Annotated in this window: 23 protein-coding genes; 6 read left to right on the plus strand and 17 right to left on the minus strand. The window is 59.7% G+C overall.

The window, feature by feature from the left end; translation table 11 throughout:
- Positions 1–71 precede the first annotated feature (71 nt).
- The 7 genes from J7380_RS08895 to J7380_RS08925 all read right to left on the minus strand — a co-directional run bounded on the left by J7380_RS08895 (position 72) and on the right by J7380_RS08925 (position 6,348).
- A complete protein-coding gene (locus J7380_RS08895; protein WP_209195405.1) occupies positions 72–875 on the minus strand; it encodes a polyhydroxybutyrate depolymerase in 804 nt (267 codons plus the stop codon).
- Positions 876–1,162: 287 nt separating this feature from the next.
- Positions 1,163–1,678, minus strand: a complete 516-nt coding sequence (locus tag J7380_RS08900) for a hypothetical protein (protein WP_209195406.1) — start codon at positions 1,676–1,678, stop codon at positions 1,163–1,165.
- On the minus strand, positions 1,675–2,748 hold the full coding sequence (gene pheS / locus J7380_RS08905) for a phenylalanine--tRNA ligase subunit alpha (protein ID WP_209195407.1): 1,074 nt from the start codon (positions 2,746–2,748) through the stop codon (positions 1,675–1,677). The genes J7380_RS08900 and pheS overlap by 4 nt, the downstream gene beginning before the upstream one ends.
- Before the next feature lie 70 nt (positions 2,749–2,818).
- Entirely contained in the window at positions 2,819–4,189 is a 1,371-nt protein-coding gene (locus J7380_RS08910; RefSeq protein ID WP_209195408.1) for a glutamate--cysteine ligase, read from the minus strand.
- 64 nt (positions 4,190–4,253) lie between these two features.
- Entirely contained in the window at positions 4,254–4,781 is a 528-nt protein-coding gene (locus J7380_RS08915) for a hypothetical protein (RefSeq protein WP_209195409.1), read from the minus strand.
- Positions 4,778–5,626 carry a GNAT family N-acetyltransferase gene (locus J7380_RS08920; RefSeq protein WP_170751940.1) on the minus strand — a complete coding sequence of 283 codons (849 nt, stop codon included), beginning with the start codon at positions 5,624–5,626 and terminating at the stop codon, positions 4,778–4,780. The genes J7380_RS08915 and J7380_RS08920 overlap by 4 nt, the downstream gene beginning before the upstream one ends.
- Positions 5,623–6,348 (minus strand): 16S rRNA (uracil(1498)-N(3))-methyltransferase, encoded by a 726-nt coding sequence (locus J7380_RS08925; protein ID WP_209195410.1) that lies wholly within the window; start codon positions 6,346–6,348, stop codon positions 5,623–5,625. Before J7380_RS08925 ends, J7380_RS08920 begins: the two co-directional genes overlap by 4 nt.
- Positions 6,349–6,359: 11 nt before the next feature.
- Between J7380_RS08925 and ubiA the strand changes: the two genes are divergently transcribed.
- The 3 genes from ubiA (at position 6,360) to J7380_RS08940 (ending at position 9,620) form a co-directional block, all read left to right on the plus strand.
- Positions 6,360–7,322 (plus strand): 4-hydroxybenzoate octaprenyltransferase, encoded by a 963-nt coding sequence (gene ubiA, locus J7380_RS08930; protein WP_209195411.1) that lies wholly within the window; start codon positions 6,360–6,362, stop codon positions 7,320–7,322.
- A 65-nt stretch (positions 7,323–7,387) separates the two neighbouring features.
- On the plus strand, positions 7,388–9,298 hold the full coding sequence (locus tag J7380_RS08935; protein WP_209195412.1) for an OmpA family protein: 1,911 nt from the start codon (positions 7,388–7,390) through the stop codon (positions 9,296–9,298).
- Between the two features lies 1 nt (position 9,299).
- Positions 9,300–9,620 (plus strand): hypothetical protein, encoded by a 321-nt coding sequence (locus J7380_RS08940; protein ID WP_209195413.1) that lies wholly within the window; start codon positions 9,300–9,302, stop codon positions 9,618–9,620.
- A gap of 1 nt (position 9,621) precedes the next feature.
- On the opposite strand, the gene J7380_RS08945 is transcribed toward J7380_RS08940, so the two are convergent.
- The 3 genes from J7380_RS08945 to pgsA are packed head-to-tail and all read right to left on the minus strand — an operon-like array spanning position 9,622 to position 10,987.
- A complete protein-coding gene (locus tag J7380_RS08945) occupies positions 9,622–10,068 on the minus strand; it encodes a molybdenum cofactor biosynthesis protein MoaE (protein WP_170751946.1) in 447 nt (148 codons plus the stop codon).
- A gap of 1 nt (position 10,069) precedes the next feature.
- Positions 10,070–10,315 (minus strand): molybdopterin converting factor subunit 1, encoded by a 246-nt coding sequence (moaD, locus tag J7380_RS08950; RefSeq protein ID WP_170353620.1) that lies wholly within the window; start codon positions 10,313–10,315, stop codon positions 10,070–10,072.
- 3 nt (positions 10,316–10,318) lie between these two features.
- Positions 10,319–10,987: a CDP-diacylglycerol--glycerol-3-phosphate 3-phosphatidyltransferase gene (gene pgsA / locus J7380_RS08955; RefSeq protein ID WP_209195414.1), complete on the minus strand. Its 669-nt coding sequence runs from the start codon at positions 10,985–10,987 to the stop codon at positions 10,319–10,321.
- Between the two features lie 171 nt (positions 10,988–11,158).
- Here pgsA and J7380_RS08960 point away from each other — a divergent pair, with 171 nt between their 5' ends.
- Positions 11,159–12,043 carry a DMT family transporter gene (locus J7380_RS08960; RefSeq protein ID WP_209195415.1) on the plus strand — a complete coding sequence of 295 codons (885 nt, stop codon included), beginning with the start codon at positions 11,159–11,161 and terminating at the stop codon, positions 12,041–12,043.
- Here J7380_RS08960 and uvrC read toward each other — a convergent pair.
- From uvrC to J7380_RS08990, 6 genes are all read right to left on the minus strand, one after another.
- Positions 12,040–13,914 carry an excinuclease ABC subunit UvrC gene (uvrC, locus tag J7380_RS08965; protein WP_209195652.1) on the minus strand — a complete coding sequence of 625 codons (1,875 nt, stop codon included), beginning with the start codon at positions 13,912–13,914 and terminating at the stop codon, positions 12,040–12,042. The two genes, J7380_RS08960 and uvrC, sit on opposite strands and share 4 nt — an antisense overlap.
- A 289-nt stretch (positions 13,915–14,203) precedes the next feature.
- On the minus strand, positions 14,204–14,983 hold the full coding sequence (locus J7380_RS08970; RefSeq protein ID WP_209195416.1) for an SDR family oxidoreductase: 780 nt from the start codon (positions 14,981–14,983) through the stop codon (positions 14,204–14,206).
- An 18-nt stretch (positions 14,984–15,001) separates the two neighbouring features.
- Positions 15,002–15,964 carry a calcium/sodium antiporter gene (locus J7380_RS08975; protein WP_209195417.1) on the minus strand — a complete coding sequence of 321 codons (963 nt, stop codon included), beginning with the start codon at positions 15,962–15,964 and terminating at the stop codon, positions 15,002–15,004.
- Between the two features lie 168 nt (positions 15,965–16,132).
- Positions 16,133–16,930 (minus strand): S49 family peptidase, encoded by a 798-nt coding sequence (locus tag J7380_RS08980; RefSeq protein WP_170751957.1) that lies wholly within the window; start codon positions 16,928–16,930, stop codon positions 16,133–16,135.
- A gap of 112 nt (positions 16,931–17,042) precedes the next feature.
- Positions 17,043–17,804, minus strand: a complete 762-nt coding sequence (locus J7380_RS08985) for an ABC transporter permease (RefSeq protein ID WP_209195418.1) — start codon at positions 17,802–17,804, stop codon at positions 17,043–17,045.
- Positions 17,801–18,730, minus strand: coding sequence for an ABC transporter ATP-binding protein (locus J7380_RS08990; RefSeq protein ID WP_170353628.1), 930 nt, complete (start codon positions 18,728–18,730; stop codon positions 17,801–17,803). Before J7380_RS08990 ends, J7380_RS08985 begins: the two co-directional genes overlap by 4 nt.
- Here J7380_RS08990 and J7380_RS08995 point away from each other — a divergent pair.
- Positions 18,729–18,869 carry a hypothetical protein gene (locus J7380_RS08995; protein ID WP_209195419.1) on the plus strand — a complete coding sequence of 47 codons (141 nt, stop codon included), beginning with the start codon at positions 18,729–18,731 and terminating at the stop codon, positions 18,867–18,869. The two genes, J7380_RS08990 and J7380_RS08995, sit on opposite strands and share 2 nt — an antisense overlap.
- Positions 18,870–18,888: 19 nt before the next feature.
- On the plus strand, positions 18,889–19,977 hold the full coding sequence (locus J7380_RS09000; RefSeq protein WP_209195420.1) for a CaiB/BaiF CoA-transferase family protein: 1,089 nt from the start codon (positions 18,889–18,891) through the stop codon (positions 19,975–19,977).
- A gap of 82 nt (positions 19,978–20,059) precedes the next feature.
- Here the strand turns inward: J7380_RS09000 and hemE are convergent, their stop codons facing one another.
- The gene (hemE, locus tag J7380_RS09005; RefSeq protein ID WP_209195421.1) at positions 20,060–21,094 is read right to left on the minus strand and encodes a uroporphyrinogen decarboxylase; all 1,035 of its coding nucleotides are present in this window, start codon (positions 21,092–21,094) and stop codon (positions 20,060–20,062) included.
- Between the last annotated feature and the right edge of the window lie 70 nt (positions 21,095–21,164).

Below are 21,164 nucleotides of genomic sequence, written 5' to 3' on the forward strand. Positions count from 1 at the left end.
GGCCTTTTTTGGCAGATATCCAGTCGGCACAGGCAATGACAAAGATTGCGCCAAGGTGCAAGCGCTGCGCATTAGGGATAGGTGGGGGTGCGGCCCAAAAGCTCGTCCAATTGCCGCCCGATCCAGCCATGGGGGATAAAATGCCCGCCCGGATGCGTGTCCAGCGTGACCTGCCCGCGCGCGCAGTCGGTCCATTCCACCCGGCTGAGGGTCAGGATCGGCACCACGCTCCAATCGCCGCGCGGGGTGGCATCGTGGCACCCATAAGCCGCGCGCCACAGCGCCACCGGATAGGTCGTGTCGCCATTGGTGCCATACGGGAAATCCATCACCGTATCGCTGAGGCCGTGCACATGGCGCGCCTCGCGCGGGGCTTCGGGGCAGTCCTCGGTCTGGCGGATGCTGCCCGCAACGGCCAGCAGGGCGGCAACGTCATTGCCCGACTGGCACACATAGCGCCACGCCATCGCGCCGCCGAAGGAATAGCCCGAGACATAGATGCGTTCAGGATCAACCGGATAGCGCTTGGCCACATCCTCAAGCACCGCATCGGCAAAGGGAACGTCACGCGTGTCTGATGTCCAGAAGTCCCAGCTTTTGCCCAAGCCGTTGGGGGCCACCAGCAACACGCCGCGCAGTTTTGTGGCCCCGGCGATGCGCTGATGATTCACCACCACAGTCCCCTGCCGCGCCCAGCCGTGGAAATGCAGCAGAATGGGCAGAGGGGTTTCCCCGTCCCATCCCTCGGGCTCCAGCACATGATATGAGCGGTCTCCGAGCTCGCAGGCGGTGTCGCCATGGCAATCGGATTTCCACGGACCCATGGCGAGTGCAGGGGTAGCGGTCAGCAGCAGAAAAAGTAGTCGATAAATCATAGGCCGGAGCCTAGCCGCCTGACGCAAACTGTCACGTCACAACCCTGTGGGAACCTGTAACAAGCCGCGCGATCGCCCATTGGTAATATCAGATCACAAGCCGCGCTGTCGCCAGACCGCGGGGTGGCGATCTTCGGTCGGTGTTGGGCACTTTATGCCAGCCAAATCCGCGCGCTGTTCGAGCGTTGTGCTGGCGGAGACAAATCGCCAGCCCGTCCGGGCGGTCTGGCGATAGCGCGGCGGCCTATCGGCCTTTGCTCCGCGCATAATTCGAGACAACAGCGGCGCTATACCTCCTCCTGAGCGTTGTCTGGAGTAAACTTGAAAGGTAGCTTTTCAATTACATCCGCAATGTCATTCTGACTAATTCCAGTATAGGGAAATCCATCTCTCCTCATACTCAGTACTAGCTTGGCAATAGCTTCTGCGAAGTTCTGCGCGGTTTGCGCAGATAGGTTTTCCCGCGCTTCCCCTACCTCTTTCAATGCAACTACGACTTCATCGGAGGCGATGCACATCATCTCCATTCTAAGTCGAACAATTTCAAAGCGCGTTTCCGTTTCATTGTTATCACTGCTGTTCAAGTGACCGATATTATCGGCGAGCCAACGCAAGTATTTGCGGTAGACTTCTTGCTTCAAACGTCTTTCATTCGCTCTTTGATCAGTACGCCGCTGCAAAAAGAATAGAAGGATCGCCCCAGCAAGAGCGATCATTGGTGCCAAATCATTAACGAACCCGGTTGCCCAAGAAAAATCACGACAAACGTTTTCACACGCCGTGACCATTTTCTCCTCATTCACCGCGACAACCCACCATGCAGGTTCGGCATATCCAGTGCAGCGAACCCATAGTGGCGCAGCCAACGCAGATCGCTGTCAAAGAACGCCCGCAAATCCGGAATGCCGTATTTCAGCATCGCCAGACGGTCGATCCCGATGCCGAAGGCAAAACCCTGATAGACCTCCGGATCAATCCCACCGGCGGCGATCACCTTGGGGTGGACCATGCCCGAGCCAAGAATCTCCAACCAGTCGTCGCCTTCGCCGATCTTCAGCTGGCCGTTATCCCAGGAACAGCGGATATCGACCTCAGCCGACGGCTCGGTGAAGGGGAAGTGCGAGGCGCGGAAGCGCAGTTCGACATCGTCGACCTCAAAGAACGCCTTCACGAACTCTTCCAGAACCCATTTCAGGTTCGCCATCGAGATGTCCTTGTCGATGGCCAGCCCCTCGACCTGATGGAACATCGGCGTGTGGGTCTGGTCATAGTCGGCACGGTATACGCCGCCCGGACAGATGACGCGGATCGGCGCGCCCTGTTTCTCCATCGAGCGGATCTGCACCGGCGATGTATGCGTCCGCAGCACATGCGGCGGGCGGTCGTCGCCTTCGGCGCGGTGCATGTAGAACGTGTCCATCTCGGCCCGCGCGGGGTGGTGGCCGGGGATATTCAGGGCGTCAAAGTTGTACCAGTCGTCTTCGATCCGAGGCCCTTCGGCTACGGCAAAGCCCAGCTCGGCAAAGATCGCGGTCAGCTCCTCGGTCGCTTGGCTGATCGGGTGGATCGAGCCCTGACGGCGCGCGCGGGTCGGCAGGGTCACGTCCAGCCATTCGGTGCGCAGACGCTCATCCAGCGCGGCATCGGCCAGCGCGGCCTTTTTGGCGGCCAGCGCCGAGTTGATCTCATCCTTCAGGGCGTTCAGCGCGGGGCCTGCGATCTGGCGTTCCTCGGGCGTCATTTTGCCCAGCTCGCGCATCTTCAGCGCGACCTCGCCTTTTTTGCCCACGGCGGCGACGCGGATCGCCTCAAGCGCGTTCTCGTCGCCGGCCTCGGCGATTTGCCCCAGATATTTTGCCTTAAGATCGTCCATGACGCCCTCTGAATTTGGTCGCCAACCTGCTATCGGCCCCGCCCCGCGATTGCAAGCGGGACGGTGCGGATCAATAGCTGTATTCGGGATAAATCCGGGTCAGATCGCCGTTCCAGTCGCCATTGTAGTGATCCAGCAACTCATCGGCGGGGACTTTCCCTGTGTCGATGCTTTCTTTCAGCGCGTTCAGGAAATGCGTCTCATCCGGCACTAGACCACCTGCGCCGGGGAAAGCGCGGGATTTCAGACCGGCGTCGGAGATCGCCACGACCTCGCGCGCCAGATCGTGCATGTTGATGCCGCCGACCTGCGCCTGAAGGCCCTGAACCGCCGCCTGAACGCGCAGTTCCTCGCGGGTTTCCGCGTCCCAGCCCTTGACCAGATCCCACGCCGCATCCAGCGCGCCCTGATCATAGGTCAGACCCACCCAAAAGGCAGGCAGCGCGCACAGGCGGCGCCACGGGCCGCCATCGGCGCCGCGCATCTCCATGTATTTCTTGATGCGGGCCTCGGGGAAGGCGGTTGTCAGGTGATCAGCCCAATCGGAAAGCGTCGGCGTCTCGCCGGGCAGCGCGGGCAGTTTGCCCTGCAGGAAATCGCGGAAGGACATGCCCAGCGCGTTGATATACTGCCCGTCGCGGTAGACGAAATACATCGGCACATCGAGCGCGTATTGGACATAGCGTTCGAACCCGAACCCCTCTTCGAACACGAAAGGCAGCATCCCGGTCCGCGCATCATCCAGATGCCGCCAGATATGGCTGCGCCAGCTTTTCTGGCCGTTGGGCTTGCCCTCGAAAAACGGCGAATTGGCAAAGAGCGCCGTCGCCACCGGCTGCAAGGCCAGCGCCACGCGTAGTTTCTGCACCATGTCGGCCTCAGACCCAAAGTCGATATTGACCTGAACGGTACAAGTGCGCCGCATCATGGCGCGGCCCATGGTGCCGACCTTCTCCATATAGTCGTTCATCAGCCGATAGCGGCCCTTGGGCATCAACGGCATCTCATCATGGGTCCAGATCGGAGCCGCGCCCAGACCGATGAATCCCACGCCGATCTCATCGGCGATATCCTTCACCTCGCGCAGGTGGGTGTTCACCTCATCGCAGGTCTCGTGGATCGTCTCCAGCGGAGCACCCGACAGCTCCAACGCGCCACCGGGCTCAAGGCTGACATTCGCGCCGTCCTTTTCCAGACCGATCAGGTTGTCGCCCTCGCGCACCTCGGCCCAGCCATGGCGGTCGCGCAGACCCTCAAGCACCGCCACGATGGAGCGTTTGCCCTCGAACGGCAGCGGTTTCAGCGTGTCCTTGCAATAGCCGAACTTCTCATGCTCGGTCCCGATGCGCCAATCGGCTTTGGGCTTGCAGCCCGATTCCAGATATTCCGCAAGTTGTTCGTGGCGTTCGATCGGCCCGCCGCCGGACTGGGGGATGGACATGAACCGCTCTCCGATCCTGATGTGTCTGTCTTTGGGTCAGTCGTGGGGGGAAATGCCGCCAGTGTCAATGCAGCCGCAGATGCGCCGGGCGCATCGGGCGCTTTTCCCAGATCACCACGGGATGCACCGCGCCGCCGTTCAGTTCGGCCAGCATCTGTTCGGTTTTCAGCCCTGGCAGGTTCGAGAACACATCAAACAGAGCCTCTGCCCCTTCGGCATTCACGGGAATGTGAAGCGTCGGCTGGCCTTGTTGCGACAGCACCCAATGCGCCGGGTTCGAGGTCGGGTCCAGCGCCAGCCGTTCGATCTCGCGCGTGGCGACCATTCCGCCGTCCAGCGGACCGAGATAGGTAATCTGCCCTTCGTCGATGGTGACAACTCCGGGACCACCCGCGCCAGTGCGAAACCGCGCGCGTTGCACACCGATCACGGTCAGCGCCGCCGCGACGATCACCAATACCCAGCCCATCCAGCCCAGCAATCCGCCGGGGCCGCCAATCCAGCTCAGACCAACCAGCAGAACGGCCACGGCGACCAGCACTTCGCGCCAGCGCCACAGGGTCAGTTTGGCTTCGGGTCGGATAAAGCTCATGCCGGGTCCTTTGGGTCTTTGAACAGGATCAGTGAAAACTGCCCTGCCGGTTTGAATCCAATAGCCATATAAGCACGCGCTGCGGAATCAGAAGCCGCAAACAGAACGGCACGGGATACGCCACTGGCGTTTGCCTCAAGCAGATGCAACCCAACCGCCAAGCGGGCATACCCCCGTCCACGCAGTTCGGGCGGGGTATAGACCCCTCCGATCTGGACTACGTCAGGCAAGCGCGCGTTGAACCCGGTCATGGCCACGGGCTGCCCGTCGATCAGCAATATTCGATGTGAGTTGCGCTGGGTATAAGCGACAAAGTCCTTACGCGCCTGTTTTCGCGCGCGGGCGGGATCGAAATCCATCGCCTCGATCAAATAGTCGGTCCGCCAGCCTTCGGCAATGTCCCCGTAAAACCCGCTTAAAGGTTCCAGCATAGCCCCCGTCGTGTCCGGCACGACAAGCTGTGTCAGGTCCAGCGTAAAGCCCGGTTCATCACTGTTGAGCGTCGCGGGTCTGCCGGCCCATCCCGCCATCTGCATGATACGCCGCGCCTGAGCCGCCTCGGCGGCGATGCCGAACAAGGGGCGCCCCCGGATCAGGTCAATCGCGGCCATAAGCTCGTCATCGGAACAGTCCGGGCACTGGGTCAGGACCATGCCCTCATTCGTGATCGCGAAGACCGCGCGCGGGCCGTCACCCAAAGTCCAGACGTTCAAGGCACGAGGGTCCGTGCCCCTCAAACCAAAATCCCGCAGATTGGCCAGAGGAAACATCGAGGTCTGAATGTGGTCGGACAAAAACCGGGTGATGCGTGGCACGTCCTCTTGTTGGGCCTGTTGCCAGCTCACGACCAATCCCCCAGTGCCTGCTGCCACATGGTCAGCGCCGCCACCGCTGCTGTATCCGCGCGCAGAATACGTGGCCCAAGGCTGACCACATGTGCGTAAGGAAGACCAGACAAGCGGGCCCGTTCGCGATCCGAAAACCCGCCCTCGGGGCCGATCAGAATCGCCCAGGGTTGGCCCGTTTCATTGGCTGCCAATCGCAGGGCCGACCCAACCTCTGCCTCGTCGCAGAACATCAGTTGTCGGTTTTCTGGCCACCCATCCAGCACGCGATCAAGCCGCTGCAGATCGGAAACCTCGGGCACGTAAGTTCCGCCGCATTGCTCTGCCGCTTCGACTGCGTGGGCCTGAAGACGGTCTTGGCGTATACGCTCGGAATTGGTGAACTCAGTCTGCACGGGCAGGATACGCGCGGCCCCCATCTCGGCTGCTTTTTCGACAATGAAATCGGTGCGCGCCTTTTTGATCGGCGCAAACAGGAACCACAGATCGGGCGGCATTTGCAGTGGTTTGGTCTGGCGGGCGCAGGACAGCACGCCACCACGCTTGCCCGCTTCGGCCACGTCGGCAAGCCACTCGCCATCCTGGCCGTTAAACAGAGCCACCTGCCCGCCCACGGCCAGCCGCATGACGCCAAACAGGTAGTGGGCCTGATCACGCGTCAAAGGAACCGATTGCCCCGGACCCAAAGGGTGCTCTACATACAGTCTGATCTTTGCACTCATGAGACCTTAATATGCAAGGCAATGCCCCAACACCAGACGGTCAGGTCGCTGATGCCGTAAGCGGCAACTGGGTCGACACCCATGCGCCCGCCTTCACCCGCCCCTATCTGCGCCTAAGCCGCGCGGACCGGCCCATCGGCACATGGCTGTTGCTGATTCCCTGTTGGTGGGGTCTTGCGCTGGCCATCCTCAGCGATGGCACCCCGCGATGGGAAGACCTTTGGATCGCCATTGGCTGCGCAATCGGCGCTTTTCTGATGCGCGGCGCCGGCTGCACGTGGAACGACATCACCGATCGCGAGTTCGACGCTCAGGTCGAGCGTACTCGGTCGCGTCCGATCCCATCAGGTCAGGTCACGGTACGACAAGCGGTTGTCTGGATGGGGCTGCAATGCCTGTTGGCGTTGGGTATTTTGCTGACCTTCAATCAAGCTGCGATTGCGATGGGCGTCCTGTCGCTGTTGCCGGTGACAATCTATCCGTTCGCAAAACGCTTTACATGGTGGCCCCAGGTGTTTTTGGGACTGGCGTTCAACTGGGGCATTCTGCTGGCCTGGGCAGCGCATACCGGAACGGTCGGGGTGCCCGCGATCACGCTCTATCTGGCCGGAATCGCCTGGACGCTGTTCTACGACACGATCTATGCCCATCAGGACGCCGAAGATGACGAGTTGATCGGCATCAAATCCACTGCACGCCTGTTTGGTTCAGATACAGCCAGATGGCTGAAATACTTCCTCGTTGCGACCGTGTCGCTGATGGGGCTGGCGATCATCGACGCGGCAACGACTCAGGCCTCGATCATGGCGCTTTTTGTTGCGCTGGCCGGGCCGTGGGCGATGGGGTGGCACATGGCGTGGCAATTGCGCGGACTGGACACCGAAGACAACGCCAAGCTGCTGCAACTTTTCCGCGCAAATCGCGACACCGGCCTTATTCCGCTGATCTTCCTTTGTGTGGCCTTGCTGGTCTGATTGCACCTCGGGCCGGGCCTCTGTAAGAGTCCGGCTCAATCACCCGAGGAGTCTTCTGTCTGCACATGCGTCTGCCTTATCTCCTAGCTGTTGCCTTTATCTTCCTGGTTTCTGCCGGGCTGTCTCTGCTGGCCGCCAGTTACTCGGTCACCAAGGTCGAAGAGGCATCGGAATTCGCGGTGCGCCGCGCGCTTGATCTGAAAGGCCATGACTGGGCCGAGGTCGAATCCGACGGCTTGCGCGTCATACTGACTGGCACCGCTGCTGACGAAGCCGCGCGTTTCAGCGCCCTGACCGCTGCCGGCACCGAAGTCGACACCTCGCGCGTTATTGACGAGATGGAGGTCGCACCCACGACCCAATTGGCACCACCCAAGTTCTCGGCCGAAATTCTGCGCAATGACAGCGGTATTTCGGTGATAGGTCTGGTCCCGCTCAGCCAGGACCGCGAGGCTCTGATGGAGCGTTTGCATCGGCTGGACGGGGACAACGTATCTGACCTTCTTGAGACCGCTGATTATCCCAAGCCCAAAGGCTGGGACGAGGCACTGACCTACGCGATCGAAGCCCTTGTTCGGCTTCCGCGCGCCAAGATTTCGGCCAGTCCGGGGTTGGTGAGGATTACCGCTATCGCCGACAGCCAGCAGGAAAAGGAACGGCTTGAACAGGATTTGACGCGCGCTGCCCCACCCAGCCTTAGGATCGGGTTGTCGATCACGGCCCCGCGGCCGGTGATCACGCCGTTTACGCTGCGCTACATTGTCGATGCCGAAGGCGGTCATTTCGACGCGTGTTCGGCGCCTGATCAGGATTCCCGAAACGCCATCATTGCCACCGCCGAAGCGGCAGGGCTGACCGGACCTTACACCTGTACGATCGGTTTGGGCGTTCCATCACCCCGCTGGTCCGAGGCCGCAACGCTCAGCATCAAGGCGTTAGCTCAGATCGGTTTGGGATCTGTGACCATGTCTGACGCCGACATCACGCTGGTCGCCGAGATGGGTACGAACGCCGCCACTTTCGACCGCGTGGTAGGCGAGCTTGAGAATGCGCTGCCCGAGGTCTTCGCCCTTCACGCCGTCCTGCCCGAGCCTGATACCGACGAACCCACAGGCCCGCCCGAGTTTTCCGCCACGCGCAGCCCCGAAGGGCTGGTCCAAATGCGCGGGCGCTTGGGTGATGAAACCCTTCGGGACATGGTCGACAGCTATGCCCGCGCGGCGTTTGGCTCGGAACAGGTTTATACTGCAACCCGCGTTGTGCCTGACCTGCCCACCGACTGGGCCGTGCGCGTCCTGGCCGGGCTTGAGGCGCTGTCCTTACTGCACAATGGCGCTCTGACTGTGACGCCGGACGATGTCATGCTGAACGGCGTCAGCCATGAACCCGACACCAGAGCGCGCATCGCTGGCCTTTTGTCCGACAAGCTGGGCGAAGCGCAGGAATACACACTTTCGATCACCTACCAAAAACCTCCGGAACCCGAAGACGCCCTGCCAGACCCCGAGCAATGCGAAGACCGCATTGCCGAAGTTCAGACGGCCAGCAAGATTGCCTTCGAACCTGGCTCGGCCACGGTGGCGGCGGATTCGCGTGATACTGTGAACCAGATCGCCGACATTCTGCGCGAATGCGGCCCAATCCGGATGGAGATCCAGGGCCACACCGACAGTCAGGGCCGGGAAGAGATGAATCAGCAGCTCAGCCAGGCTCGGGCACAGTCCATCCTAAACGAGCTGCGCGGACGGCGCGTCCCCACCGCAAGCTACACCGCAGTGGGATACGGCGAAACGCAACCTATCGCCGACAACGGCTCCGAGGAAGGTCGCGAAGAAAACCGTCGGATTGAATTCCGCCTGATCCGCCCTGAACCCGTCGCCAATTCCGAGACGGGTCTGGAAGCGCTGGAACAGGACACACAGCCGTCAGAAGACGCACAAACAGACGCCGAAGAAACCGGCGCAGGGGACCAGTAAGTTGAACAGACTAGAATTCATCATCGCCACCGCCGTCATTTTGTTTGCAGCGTTTTGCATGGGGTGGTTCGCCAACTGGCTGGCCCATCGCCTGTCCCGCGTGCGCCAAAGCGACGTGGCCGATCTGGACCGCATGAGCCAGGAGCTGCACGAGGCCGAGGAAACCCGCGATCAGGCCATCACATATCTGCAGCAGCGCGAGGCTGAACTGACCAACCAGCTAACGCAAGCCGAGGCCGAACTGTCCGCCGCCATGGATGGGCTACGCGCAGCAAGGCAAGAGGCCGAAGAGCTGCGCGGGCGCATCAACAACGCAGATTAAATCACCAGCGCGTCAGCGCGTCCTCGTCTTCGTCCTTGGCAGCGACCCAGTCAGCACCAGAATTGGTGATCTCTTTCTTCCAGAACGGCGCACGGGATTTCAGGTAATCCATCAGGTATTCTGCCGCTTCGAAAGCGTCTTTGCGATGAGGCGAGGCTGTGGCCACCATCATGATCCGATCCCCCGGAGCCAGCCTTCCGTGGCGGTGAATCACCAGCACATCGCCCAGCGACCAGCGCGATTGTGCTTCTTCGGCGATCTTGGTCAGGGCGCGCTCGGTCATGCCGGGATAATGCTCGATCTCCATCACGTCCAGATCGCCTGTGGCCAGATCGCGCACAACACCAGTGAAGGTTACGATGGCCCCATTTGCGGCCTCATCCCCGGCAGCAAAGGCGTTGGCCTCGGCCCCCATGTCGAACGGGGCTTCTTGTACGACGATCCGCATCTTAGCCACCTGTCATGGGCGGAAAAAACGCAACTTCGCGCACGCCCGACAAGGGGGCATCAAAGTCCGACAGTTCCTGATCCAGCGCCACGCGCAGCGCCGACAGGTCGGCAAAAGCAGCGGCATAGCGATCTTCACGCGCGGTCAGTTCCGCGACCAGCTCGGATACGGTTGCGGCCTGTGTCTCGACCTTTTCCTTGGGCAGACCGATGCGTTCGCGCACCCATGCGAAATACAGCACATCCATCGCTTAGCTCTCCTTCAGATGGGGCATGGCTTTACGTAGGTAGTCATAGCCGGTGATCAACGTCAGCGTCGCCGCGATCCACAGCAGCCACAGACCGATCCGGCCGGACCAGAACATACCTTCCAGATGCCAGCGGATGTGGTTTACGTCCTCAAGCTGTCCAATGAGAACCTGATCAATGGTCGCAGGGTCCATGCCAAACGTGGCCATGACAAAGTAATGTTCAAAAATTCCCTGTGAAAACAACACCGCAATGGCAAACATCTGCGCTGTGGTCTTCCATTTGGCCAGCTTGGTCACTTTCAAAGTCCCCGCCACATCGCCCAGATATTCCCGCAACCCCGAAACAAACACCTCGCGGAACAGAATCACGGTGGCGGGCAGCACCAGCCAAGGCGTCCAGTGCTCGGTCGAATAGCCCACAAGGATCATCAGCGCGATCACCACCATCGCCTTGTCGGCAATAGGGTCCAGCATCGCTCCGATCTTGGTTTCCTGCTTCCAAGCACGGGCCAGATACCCATCGAACCAGTCGGTGATCGCCGCTGACATGAACAGGATGAGAGCAAACCAGTCGGCATAGGGCCGGGTGAAATACAAAAACATCACGGCCAGACCGGGGGCAGCCATAAGGCGCAGCACGGTCAGGATATTGGGCAAATTCCACTTCATGGAAAAAACTCTACATCGCCGGTTCAGGACATAAAAGATGGACCATTGAAAATCTGACCCGATCACAGGCAGTTGTGGCCTTCGGGGTCAAAGGGTCGCAACCCCAATCACACGGCTTGGCGCGCGCGGGCTTTGCGGTCAGATTGGCGGCTGGCCCAGACAGAGCGATACATGACCCGTCACATTCAAACCGACCCCCGATCGAACCTGATCGGCAGCGCATGGATGATCGCCGCAATGGCACTGTTCGCGCTTGAGGATGCGCTGATCAAAGCGGCCTCGGCGGCGATTTCGATCTGGCAGGTGCTGGTACTGTTCGGCGCAGGCGGTGCGGTGATCTATGCCGTGGTGGCACTGCTGCGCGGCACACGGCTGTTTCAGACCGATGTACTGTCGCGCCCGATGAAGGTGCGTGCGATATTCGAAATCCTAGGGCGGTTGTTCTATGTGCTGGCCATCGCGCTGACCCCACTATCCTCAGCCACGGTGATCCTGCAGGCCACGCCTCTGGTCGTTGTTGCGGGCGCTGCTCTGGTCTTTGGCGAAACCGTCGGCTGGCGGCGGTGGAGCGCCATTCTGATCGGTCTTTTCGGCGTCGTGATCATCATCCAACCGACCGGGGACAGCTTCTCAGCCCTGTCCATCCTTGCGGTGTTGGGGATGCTGGGCTTTGCCGGGCGCGATCTGGCCAGCCGCGCCGCGCCCGCGTCACTGGGGACCGAGGTGCTGGGGTTCTACGGTTTCCTCTGCATCATCATCGCCGGACTGGCCTATCAGTTCTGGGAGGGCACACCGATGCAGCCCCTAAGCGCGCAAGTCAGCCTGCATTTGACCGGCGCAATCGTGATGGGCGTCATGGCCTATGCCTCGCTGATGAAGGCGATGCGCACGGGTGAGGTGTCGTCCGTCACGCCCTTCCGCTATTCGCGGCTGCTGTTCGGGATCGGGTTGGGCGTTGTGATGTTTGATGAGCGGCTGGACCAGACCGTGTGGATCGGGTCGGCGCTGATCGTGGCGTCAGGGCTGTACATCCTGTGGCGCGGGCGGCGGGCCTAGCCCTTGTCGTGAAAGAAATCATAGACCTTCTGCGCCAACCCGGCTGAGATCCCGTCCACCGCCTTCAAGTCCGCCAGATTGGCCCGGCTGACCGCTTTGGCGCTGCCGAAATGGGTCAACAGGGCGCGTTTGCGCGCCGCGCCCACGCCGGGGATTTCGTCCAGAGGCGTCGCCCCAACGGCCTTGGCCCGTTTGGCGCGATGGGTGCCGATGGCGAACCTGTGCGCCTCATCCCGCAGGCGTTGAATGAAATACAGCACCGGATCGTTACGCTTCAGCGCAAAGGCGCGTTGGCCGATGCGGTGGAATTCCTCTTTGCCGTGGTCGCGATCCACGCCCTTGGCGACGCCGACCATCGGGATGTCTTCGACACCGTGTTCGACCATAATCTCATGCACCGCACTCACCTGTCCTGCGCCACCGTCGATCAGCAGCAGGTCGGGCCAATGGCCCTTGTCCCGATCCGGGTCTTCTTTCAAAAGGCGGGTGAAACGGCGGGTCAGAACCTCTTTCATCATGCCAAAATCGTCGCCGGGGGTCAGGTCATCACCCCGGATGTTGAACTTGCGATAGGCGTTTTTCATGAACCCCTCGGGGCCCGCCACGATCATGCCGCCCACCGCGTTGGTGCCTTGGATATGGCTGTTATCGTAGACCTCGATCCGCTCGGGTGGCGTGTCCAGATCAAACGCCTCGGCCACGCCACGCAACAGCTTGGCCTGCGTGGCGCTTTCCGACATGCGCCGTGCCAGCGACTCGCGCGCGTTGCGCAGGGCCCCGGCGACCAGCTCCTGTTTCTCACCGCGCTGCGGCACAAGGATTTCCACCTTGCGACCGGCCTTTTCCGACAGCGCGTCCTGCATCAGATCAGCGTTCTCGACCCCGTCCGACAGGATCAACTGACGCGGCGGCTCCTTGTTGTCGTAGAACTGCCCAAGGAAAGCCTCCATCACCTCGGCAGGCGACACATCCGCCCCGACCCGAGGGTAAAAGTCCTTGTTGCCCCAGTTCTGGTTGGCCCGGATAAAGAACACCTGCACACAGGCTTGCCCACTATCCATATAGAGGCCGATCACATCCGCCTCGGCAACGCCGCGTGGATTGATGCCTTGGGACGTCTGCACCTGCGTCAGCGCGCGAATACGGTCGCGCAGGCTGGCGGCGCGTTCGAACTCCATCGCTTCGGACGCGGCCATCATCTGTTCGGCCAGATCCTCCTGCACCTTGGTCGAGCGGCCCGACAGGAACCGTTCCGCATCCTTGACGCTTTCGCCGTAGTCGGCCTCGGAAATCAACCCCACACACGGCCCCGAACAACGCTTGATCTGATACAGCAGACAGGGCCGCGTGCGGCTGTCGAACATGGAATCCGAGCAGTTGCGCAGCAGAAACGCCTTTTGCAGCTGGTTCAGCGTCCGGTTCACCGCGCCCGCATTGGCGAAAGGGCCGAAATAGGCGCCCTTTTCTTTCTTGGCCCCGCGATGTTTCTTGATTTGCGGAAAGCCATGATCCTTCGACACCAGAATGTTCGGAAAACTCTTATCGTCGCGCAGCAGCACGTTGTATTTGGGCTTGAGCTGCTTGATCAGGTTCTGCTCCAGCAGCAGCGCCTCGGTCTCGGTCCGCGTGGTCAGAAACATCATCGAAGCCGTCGCGGCGATCATCTTCTCGATCCGCCCCGAATGTCCGGGCCGCGTATAGTTCGACACCCGCGCCTTCAGGTTTCGCGCCTTGCCCACGTACAGAACACGACTGTCGGCATCCAACATCCGGTAAACGCCCGGAGAACTGTCCAGCGTTTTCACATATCGCTGTATACACTCGTATCCAACGCTCTGGTTTTCGGAGTTCGATTCGTTCTGGACGGTCATGTGTCTGAAATATGATTCCCTGACCATGGCTGCAATCTTGCGCGCCTCAGATCAAGAGAAAACAAATCCACGGTTTCTGTGGATAAGTATGAAGATAAGTTTCCGGGTATCGCGATTTTCCCTTAATTCATTAAGGATTCCTTGATTTGCACAAAAATTAGGCAATAACTTAACCATTTGTTTTTGTTAATTATTTTTCTCAAACGAGACAAGTGCATGAAAAACAATACATTTTTGTAACGTGTTGGTAACGGAAATGAGAGCGGTGCAAAACTTATCTGAGAATTACCTATTCAACGCCCAAAACATCCGGAGTTTGCCAGCCAAGATGCTGCCCACCATCCACACATAAAAGCTGCCCTGTGACCGCCTGTGCATCCAGAAAATACCCCAGCGCGGCAGTGATGTCTGAAGGGTTCGCGCCGCGCTCCAATACCGTGTTCCGCCGTTGCGCATTGAAGTGATCGACGCTTTGGCGGTGCCCCTGCATCGTGGGACCGGGACCGATTGCGTTGACGCGGATCGCCGGAGTCAACGCTTGCGCAGCAGTGCGGGTCAGCGCCCACAGACCCATCTTGGCGATGGTGTAGGACATGAACTCGGGGGTCAGCTTGCGTACCCGCATGTCGACCATATTGACGATCAGACCGGTTGCAACCGGTTCGCCTGCCGCATCGGTGTCGGGCTGCAACCCTTGTTCAGCCATCGCCTGGGTCAGCACAAAAGGCGCGCGCAGGTTGCTTTCGAGGTGCCGGTCCCAGCTTTGCCGCGTGGCCGTTTGGATATTGTCGTATTCAAAGATCGAGGCGTTGTTGACCAAACAGGTGATCGACCCACCCAATGCCTCGGCTGCGCGGGGCAACAGGGCGTTCACCTGCGCCTCGTCCAGCAGGTCGGCTTGTAGGGCAACAGCATTGCGACCCATTGATCGTATCTCGGCTACGACATCCGACGCCGGTTGTTCGGACGAAGCATAATGGACAGCGACATCATATCCACGCTGCGCCAGATACAGGGCCATGGCCCGGCCAAGGCGAATACCTGCTCCGGTTACAAGGGCTCGGGTCATCGGGGACTCTCCGTCACATTACGCCAGCAATGTGACGATGTAGACCGCATAGAGCAGGGTCAACAGCAAGCCCCACACGCGCGTGATATCTTTCTTGAAAAACACGAACGGGATCAGCAGCAATGAGGCGCCCAGCATGACCCACAGATCGAATTGCAGGAACTCGGGATCAACCGGAATTCGCCCGACCAATGTCGCGATACCGACAATGGCCAACAGGTTGAACATGTTTGACCCGATCACGTTACCTAGCGCAACGTCCGCCTGACGCCGCAACGCCGCCATAACCGTCGTGGCCAATTCAGGCAGAGACGTGCCGACCGCCACCAAGGTCAGGCCGATAATCGTTTCACTGATCCCATAGGTGCGCGCGATTACGGTTGCGTTTTCGACCAGCAGATGCGCTCCCATCGGCAATCCGATCAGACCCAGCAGCAGATAGATCGCGATCTTCCAGTACGGCATATCCGGGTCGGCCTCTTCGAGGCCATCCAGTTCTTCGTCATCGTTGCAAGCCTCACCACAGGCTTTCCGATGGGCATGGGCCTCGCGGAAGGCATTCCACAGGACCAGAGCCAGTGCAGCCAGCAGGATACCTCCGCTGACCAGATTGAATTCGCCCAAGAAAGCCAACCCAATAAACAACACTGTGGCCATGATCATGAAGACATAGTTCTTGCGGCTGTCGCATTCGCTTGTGTGCAAAGTGGCAAGCAACGCTGGAAGGCCCAATACCAGCAGGATGTTGGCCGTGTTCGACCCGACCACGTTCCCGAGCGCAATACCCGGCGCGTTTTCCTTGATCGCACTGATAGCGATCAACAATTCAGGCGCCGAAGTGCCAAAGGCCACAATCGTCAGACTGACGATCAACGCAGGTACGCCCAGACGCAGGCTCAGGTTTACCGCACCACGTACTAGCGCATCTCCTGCCAGCAACAGGATCAGCAATCCGAGGCCGGATAACAGCCATGCCGTCATGTACGGCCTCCTTTTTTGCAGGCGCAGGGGCCTTTACCGATCCTGAACCGCCCGCAGCGCGGACACCGTGCCGATTGCAACCTTTTTTGTCCGGGAAAACGCAGCTTTCCAAACATGGCCAACACGCCCATGGCGATCAGGAAGAGGGTGACAATCTTGATAATCACGTCACAACCCAAAACGCGCATAGGCCGCGCGTTCCTCAAGCCCTGCAATCGCATCCTGTGCCAAGGAAGCACCGAACCGGGACCACAAAGGTTTCCGCAACCCATAGCGCCGGAATTTTACCTTGTCGCCGAACCGCTCTTGCATCTTGGGTTTCAGATGAGCAATCCCGTCGATCAATCCCAATTCCTGCGCGCGACGCGCCAGCCAAATCTCGCCGGTGAACAGATCCTGACTCTCATCCAGTTTTCCATCACGCCGGGTTTTGACATGGGCGATGAAATTTTCGTGAATATCACCCAAAAGGCGCTCTAGCCGGGCCACATCCTCTTTCTTTTCGGGCGAGAACGGGTCGAGCATGGATTTCGACTCTCCGGCCGTATGCACGCGCCGCTCGATCCCCTGACGTTTCAAAAGTACATGCGCGCCAAAGCCGGATGAGATCACTCCGATGGACCCCAGAACCGAACTGTCGTCGGCATAAATTTCATCAGCTGCAGCTGCCAGCCAATACCCGCCCGAGGCGGCGACATCTTCGACAAATGCTATGACAGGAACGTTTAATTCCTCAGATAACCGCCGAATACGCGCGCCGATCAAAGAACTTTGCACCGGTGAACCGCCGGGAGAGTTGACCTCGAGAGCGACGGCGGCGGGTTTGCCTTTGCGAAAGGCTTTCTCAAGAACCGGGGCCAGCGACGTGTCGGACATCGATCCTCGGCCGGCCATTCCGATGGCTCCGGACAGACGCACAATGGCCACGCATGGCTGTTTTTTGACAAAGGGCAGGCTGAGTTTCATGGGAGCCGATGTAGAGTGCGCCATTGTGCTAAACAAGGGACCGTTTGAACGTTAGATGCAGCCGGATCACATTTCCCGGAGTTGATGGGCAAAAATGCAACGCCAAACGCACCTAGCTGCGAATGCGCCAACCGGTTTTGAAAATCCACCAGATGATGCCAAGACAAATGCCTGTAAAGGCCACGATTGCCAGCAGGCTGAAGCCTATCGGCACATCCGCCAGCCCATAAAACGACCATCTGAAACCTGAAATCAGATAGACTACAGGATTGAACAATGTGATCGTTTGCCAAACCGGCGGCAGCATCGAGATCGAATAGAATGTGCCACCCAAAAAGATCAACGGTGTTACCACCAGTTGCGGCACCAGCGACATCTGCTCGAAGTTGCCTGCCCAGATGCCAATTATGAACCCAAGCAATGAGAAACTGAGGCAAGTCAGCACCAGAAACGCCACCATCGCCAGCGGATGTTCGATCCGTAAATCCACAAAAAACGTCGCTGTGATCAGGATCACCACTCCTACGAACAGCGCCTTGGTCGCCGCCGCCCCCACATAGCCGATCACGATCTCGATGAAGTTCACAGGGGCCGAGAGCAGCTCGTAGATCGTGCCAAGGAATTTGGGGAAATAAATCCCGAAAGACGCGTTCGATATCGACAACGTCACCACCGACAGCATGATCAAACCCGGCACGATGAACGCGCCATAGGATACGCCCTCAACTTCTTGGATACGACTGCCGATCGCAGTACCGAAGACGACGAAATACAAAGAGGTCGACAGAACCGGAGACAAAAAGCTCTGTGCCAGCGTCCGGAAAAACCGGGCCATTTCGAACCGGTAAATAGCAGCGATTGCGGACCAGTTCATGCAGGCTCTCCCGACACCAGATTGACGAAGATTTCTTCCAGGCTCGACTGACGGGTCTGCACGTCGCGCAGAATAAGCCCGGCTTGCGCCACATCGTTCAGCAACGTGGTGATGCCGGTGCGGTCGGCATGGGTATCGTAGGTATAGATCAGGGCATCGCCATTGCCATTCAACGTCAGGTTATGCGCTGCAAGACTGTCGGGGATCGACGCGATGGGATCGGTCAGCATGACTTCGATCTGCTTCTTGCCCATTTGCGCCATCAGAGTGTTCTTGTCCTGAACCAGCAGCAATTCGCCTTTGTCGATGACACCAACGCGGTCGGCAATTGCTTCGGCCTCTTCGATGTAATGAGTGGTCAGAATGATCGTGACGCCCGCCTGTTTCAGTTCGGCCACGATCTCCCACATATCCTTGCGCAATTCAACATCAACACCGGCGGTGGGTTCATCCAGAAACAGCACGCGCGGCTCATGCGCCAACGCTTTTGCGATCAGCACCCTGCGCTTCATCCCGCCCGACAGCTCTTTGATGGCATTGCGGCGCTTGTCCCACAGGGACAGCTTGCGCAGGATCTCTTCGATCCGCGCGTCATCTCGACCCAAGCCAAACAGCCCACGCGACAAACGTACCGTGTTCCAGACTTTTTCGAATGGCTCCAGCGCGATCTCCTGCGGGACAAGGCCGATCATCCGGCGCGCAGCGCGAAAGTCGGACTGGATGTCATGCCCTCCGACCGTAACTGTACCCGAACTCGGCGTGGTAATTCCGCAGATGGTTGAAATCAGAGTTGTTTTGCCCGCGCCATTCGGACCCAGCAAGGCCAGAATCTCACCCTGCCGAATGTCCAAAGTCACGCCCTTAAGCGCCTCAAACCCGTCAGCATAGGATTTTCGCAAATCCCTGATCGAAAGAATGGTGGTCATGCTGTTTCCCTGTCCTGACGGCGACCCTACCCCGGTGGGCCAGCACAGAACAGACCCATTCCGCACCGGCCGTTACGCGGATTTTGCCGAAGCCTGCCCGGGCTTGCAATTCGCCGGTATTCCCGAAACCCTGCGGTGATACTTACAGGAGCGGCAAAATGCTGAACGGTTTTCGGATCATCGAATTCGAAGGGCTGGGTCCCGCCCCCTTCGCCGCCATGTTGCTGGCAGATATGGGCGCAGATGTGATCACCATCCACCGCAAGGGAGGGGCAGGAACACCCGGAATGCCCGAGCAATCGGTGCTGGATCGCGGTAAACGGTCGATTGCGTTGGATCTGAAAGACTCAGACGATCTGGACATCACCCAACGCCTGATCGCTTCTGGCGATGCGCTTATCGAAGGATTCCGCCCAGGTGTCATGGAAAAGCTGGGCCTCGGCCCGGCTCCTTGCCACGCCCTGAACCCCAAACTGGTCTATGGCCGCATGACTGGTTGGGGCCAGAACAGCCCGCTGGCCAACACCGCGGGGCATGACCTGAACTACATCGCGCTGTCCGGCGCGCTCTGGTACGCGTCGCAAGCAGGTCAGCCGCCACAGACTCCCGCGACTTTGGTGGGCGACATCGGCGGTGGCGCCATGTATCTGGTGGCGGGCCTCCTGGCCGGCCTGCTACATGCTCAAAAGACAGGGGAAGGCACCGTCGTCGATGCCGCCATCTACGACGGTTCGGCCCATATGATGAACCTGCTGATGAGCCTGCGGCAAACCGAAAATCTTGATGAAATCAGAGGTCAAAGCCTTCTCGACGGCCCCCATTGGAGCCGCACCTACAGCTGCGCCGACGGCGGCTTCATCACGGTGCAATGCCTGGAACCCAAATTCTACGCCACATTCCTGCAGCTACTGGGCCTGTCAGAAGACCCGGGCTTTGAACAGCAGTATGACAGCACGCGCTGGCCCACGCTCACCAAACGCCTTACAGCGATTTTCGCCCAACAACCGCGCGACCACTGGGCACACCTGTTCCACGGCTCAGACGCCTGCGTCGCGCCGGTTCTCAGCCCCGAACAGGCACTTGACCACCCAATGAACCAAAGTCGCCAAACTTGGACAACGCAGAACGGCAACCTGCAAGCTGTGGCCGCCCCACGATTCTCAACCCATGACTGGCAATCAAAACCCAGCCCAAATCGAGACGAACACCGGGCCGAGATTCTCGCCGACCTCGACACCAAAAACTGATCCACCCTTCATCTGGCCAAAAATATCTCGGGGGATGAATTGGCCGCAGGCCAAGAAGGGGGCTGGCCCCCTTCCACCCGGCTTACCGCGCGCGCACCGTATCAATCATCAGCTGCACATTCTCAGGATCAGCATCCGGCGTGATCCCATGCCCCAGATTGAAAATATGCGGCCCCTTGGAAAACGCCTCAACGATCTGCCGCGTCTCATCCACCAAAGCCTGCCCGCCCGTCACCATATGGGACGAGGCCAGATTGCCCTGCACACAGCCATCCACCTGCACATTGGCCGCCGCCCAATCCGGCGCGACCGAATTGTCCAGCGCCACACAATCCACGCCGGTGGCTTTGGCAAACCCGACATAGCCCTCACCGGCCTCGCGCGGGAAACCGATGACCGGAATTCCGGGATGACGTTCTTTGATGGCCTGAGTGATCACACGGCACGGCTCAACCGCATATTTCTGGAATGCCTCGCCCTTCAGGGACCCGGCCCAGCTGTCAAAGATCTTGACCACCTCGGCCCCGGCCTCGATCTGGGCCGAGAGGTATTCGATCGTCGCCAGCGTAATCCGCTCCAGCAGGGCCTCGAACAACGCCACATTGCCCTCGCGCAGGGCATGGGCCGGGCCTTGATCCGGCGTGCCGCGCCCGGCGATCATATAGGTGGCCACCGTCCAGGGCGCGCCCGCAAAACCGATCAGAGTCGTCTCGGACGGCAATTCCCGCGACAGGATGCGCACGGTTTCATAGACCGGAGACAAAGTCTCATGAATCGCATCCACGGGCTTCAGCGCATCGAACTCGGCCTGCTGAGTAATGGTCGACAGGCGCGGGCCTTCACCGGTGACAAACCACAAATCCGCGCCCAGCGCCTGTGGCACCAACAGGATATCGGCAAACAGGATCGCCGCATCGAACCCATAGCGACGGATCGGCTGCAATGTGACTTCGGCCGCCAGCTCGGGGTTATAGCACAGCGACAGGAAATCCCCCGCCTGCGCCCGCGTCGCGCGGTATTCGGGAAGGTAGCGCCCGGCCTGACGCATCATCCAGATCGGCGGCACATCCTGAACTTCACCTGCCAATGCGCGCAGTATCTTCTTTGTCTCGGCCATCTTTGCCCCCAATCATCTGGTTTGCGCCACGGGTCGGCCCTCAGTGGCAATTTGTCAAGCTCTGCCCCCA

The sequence above is a fragment of the Ruegeria sp. R8_1 genome (assembly GCF_017743815.1).
GTDB lineage: Bacteria > Pseudomonadota > Alphaproteobacteria > Rhodobacterales > Rhodobacteraceae > Ruegeria > Ruegeria lacuscaerulensis_A.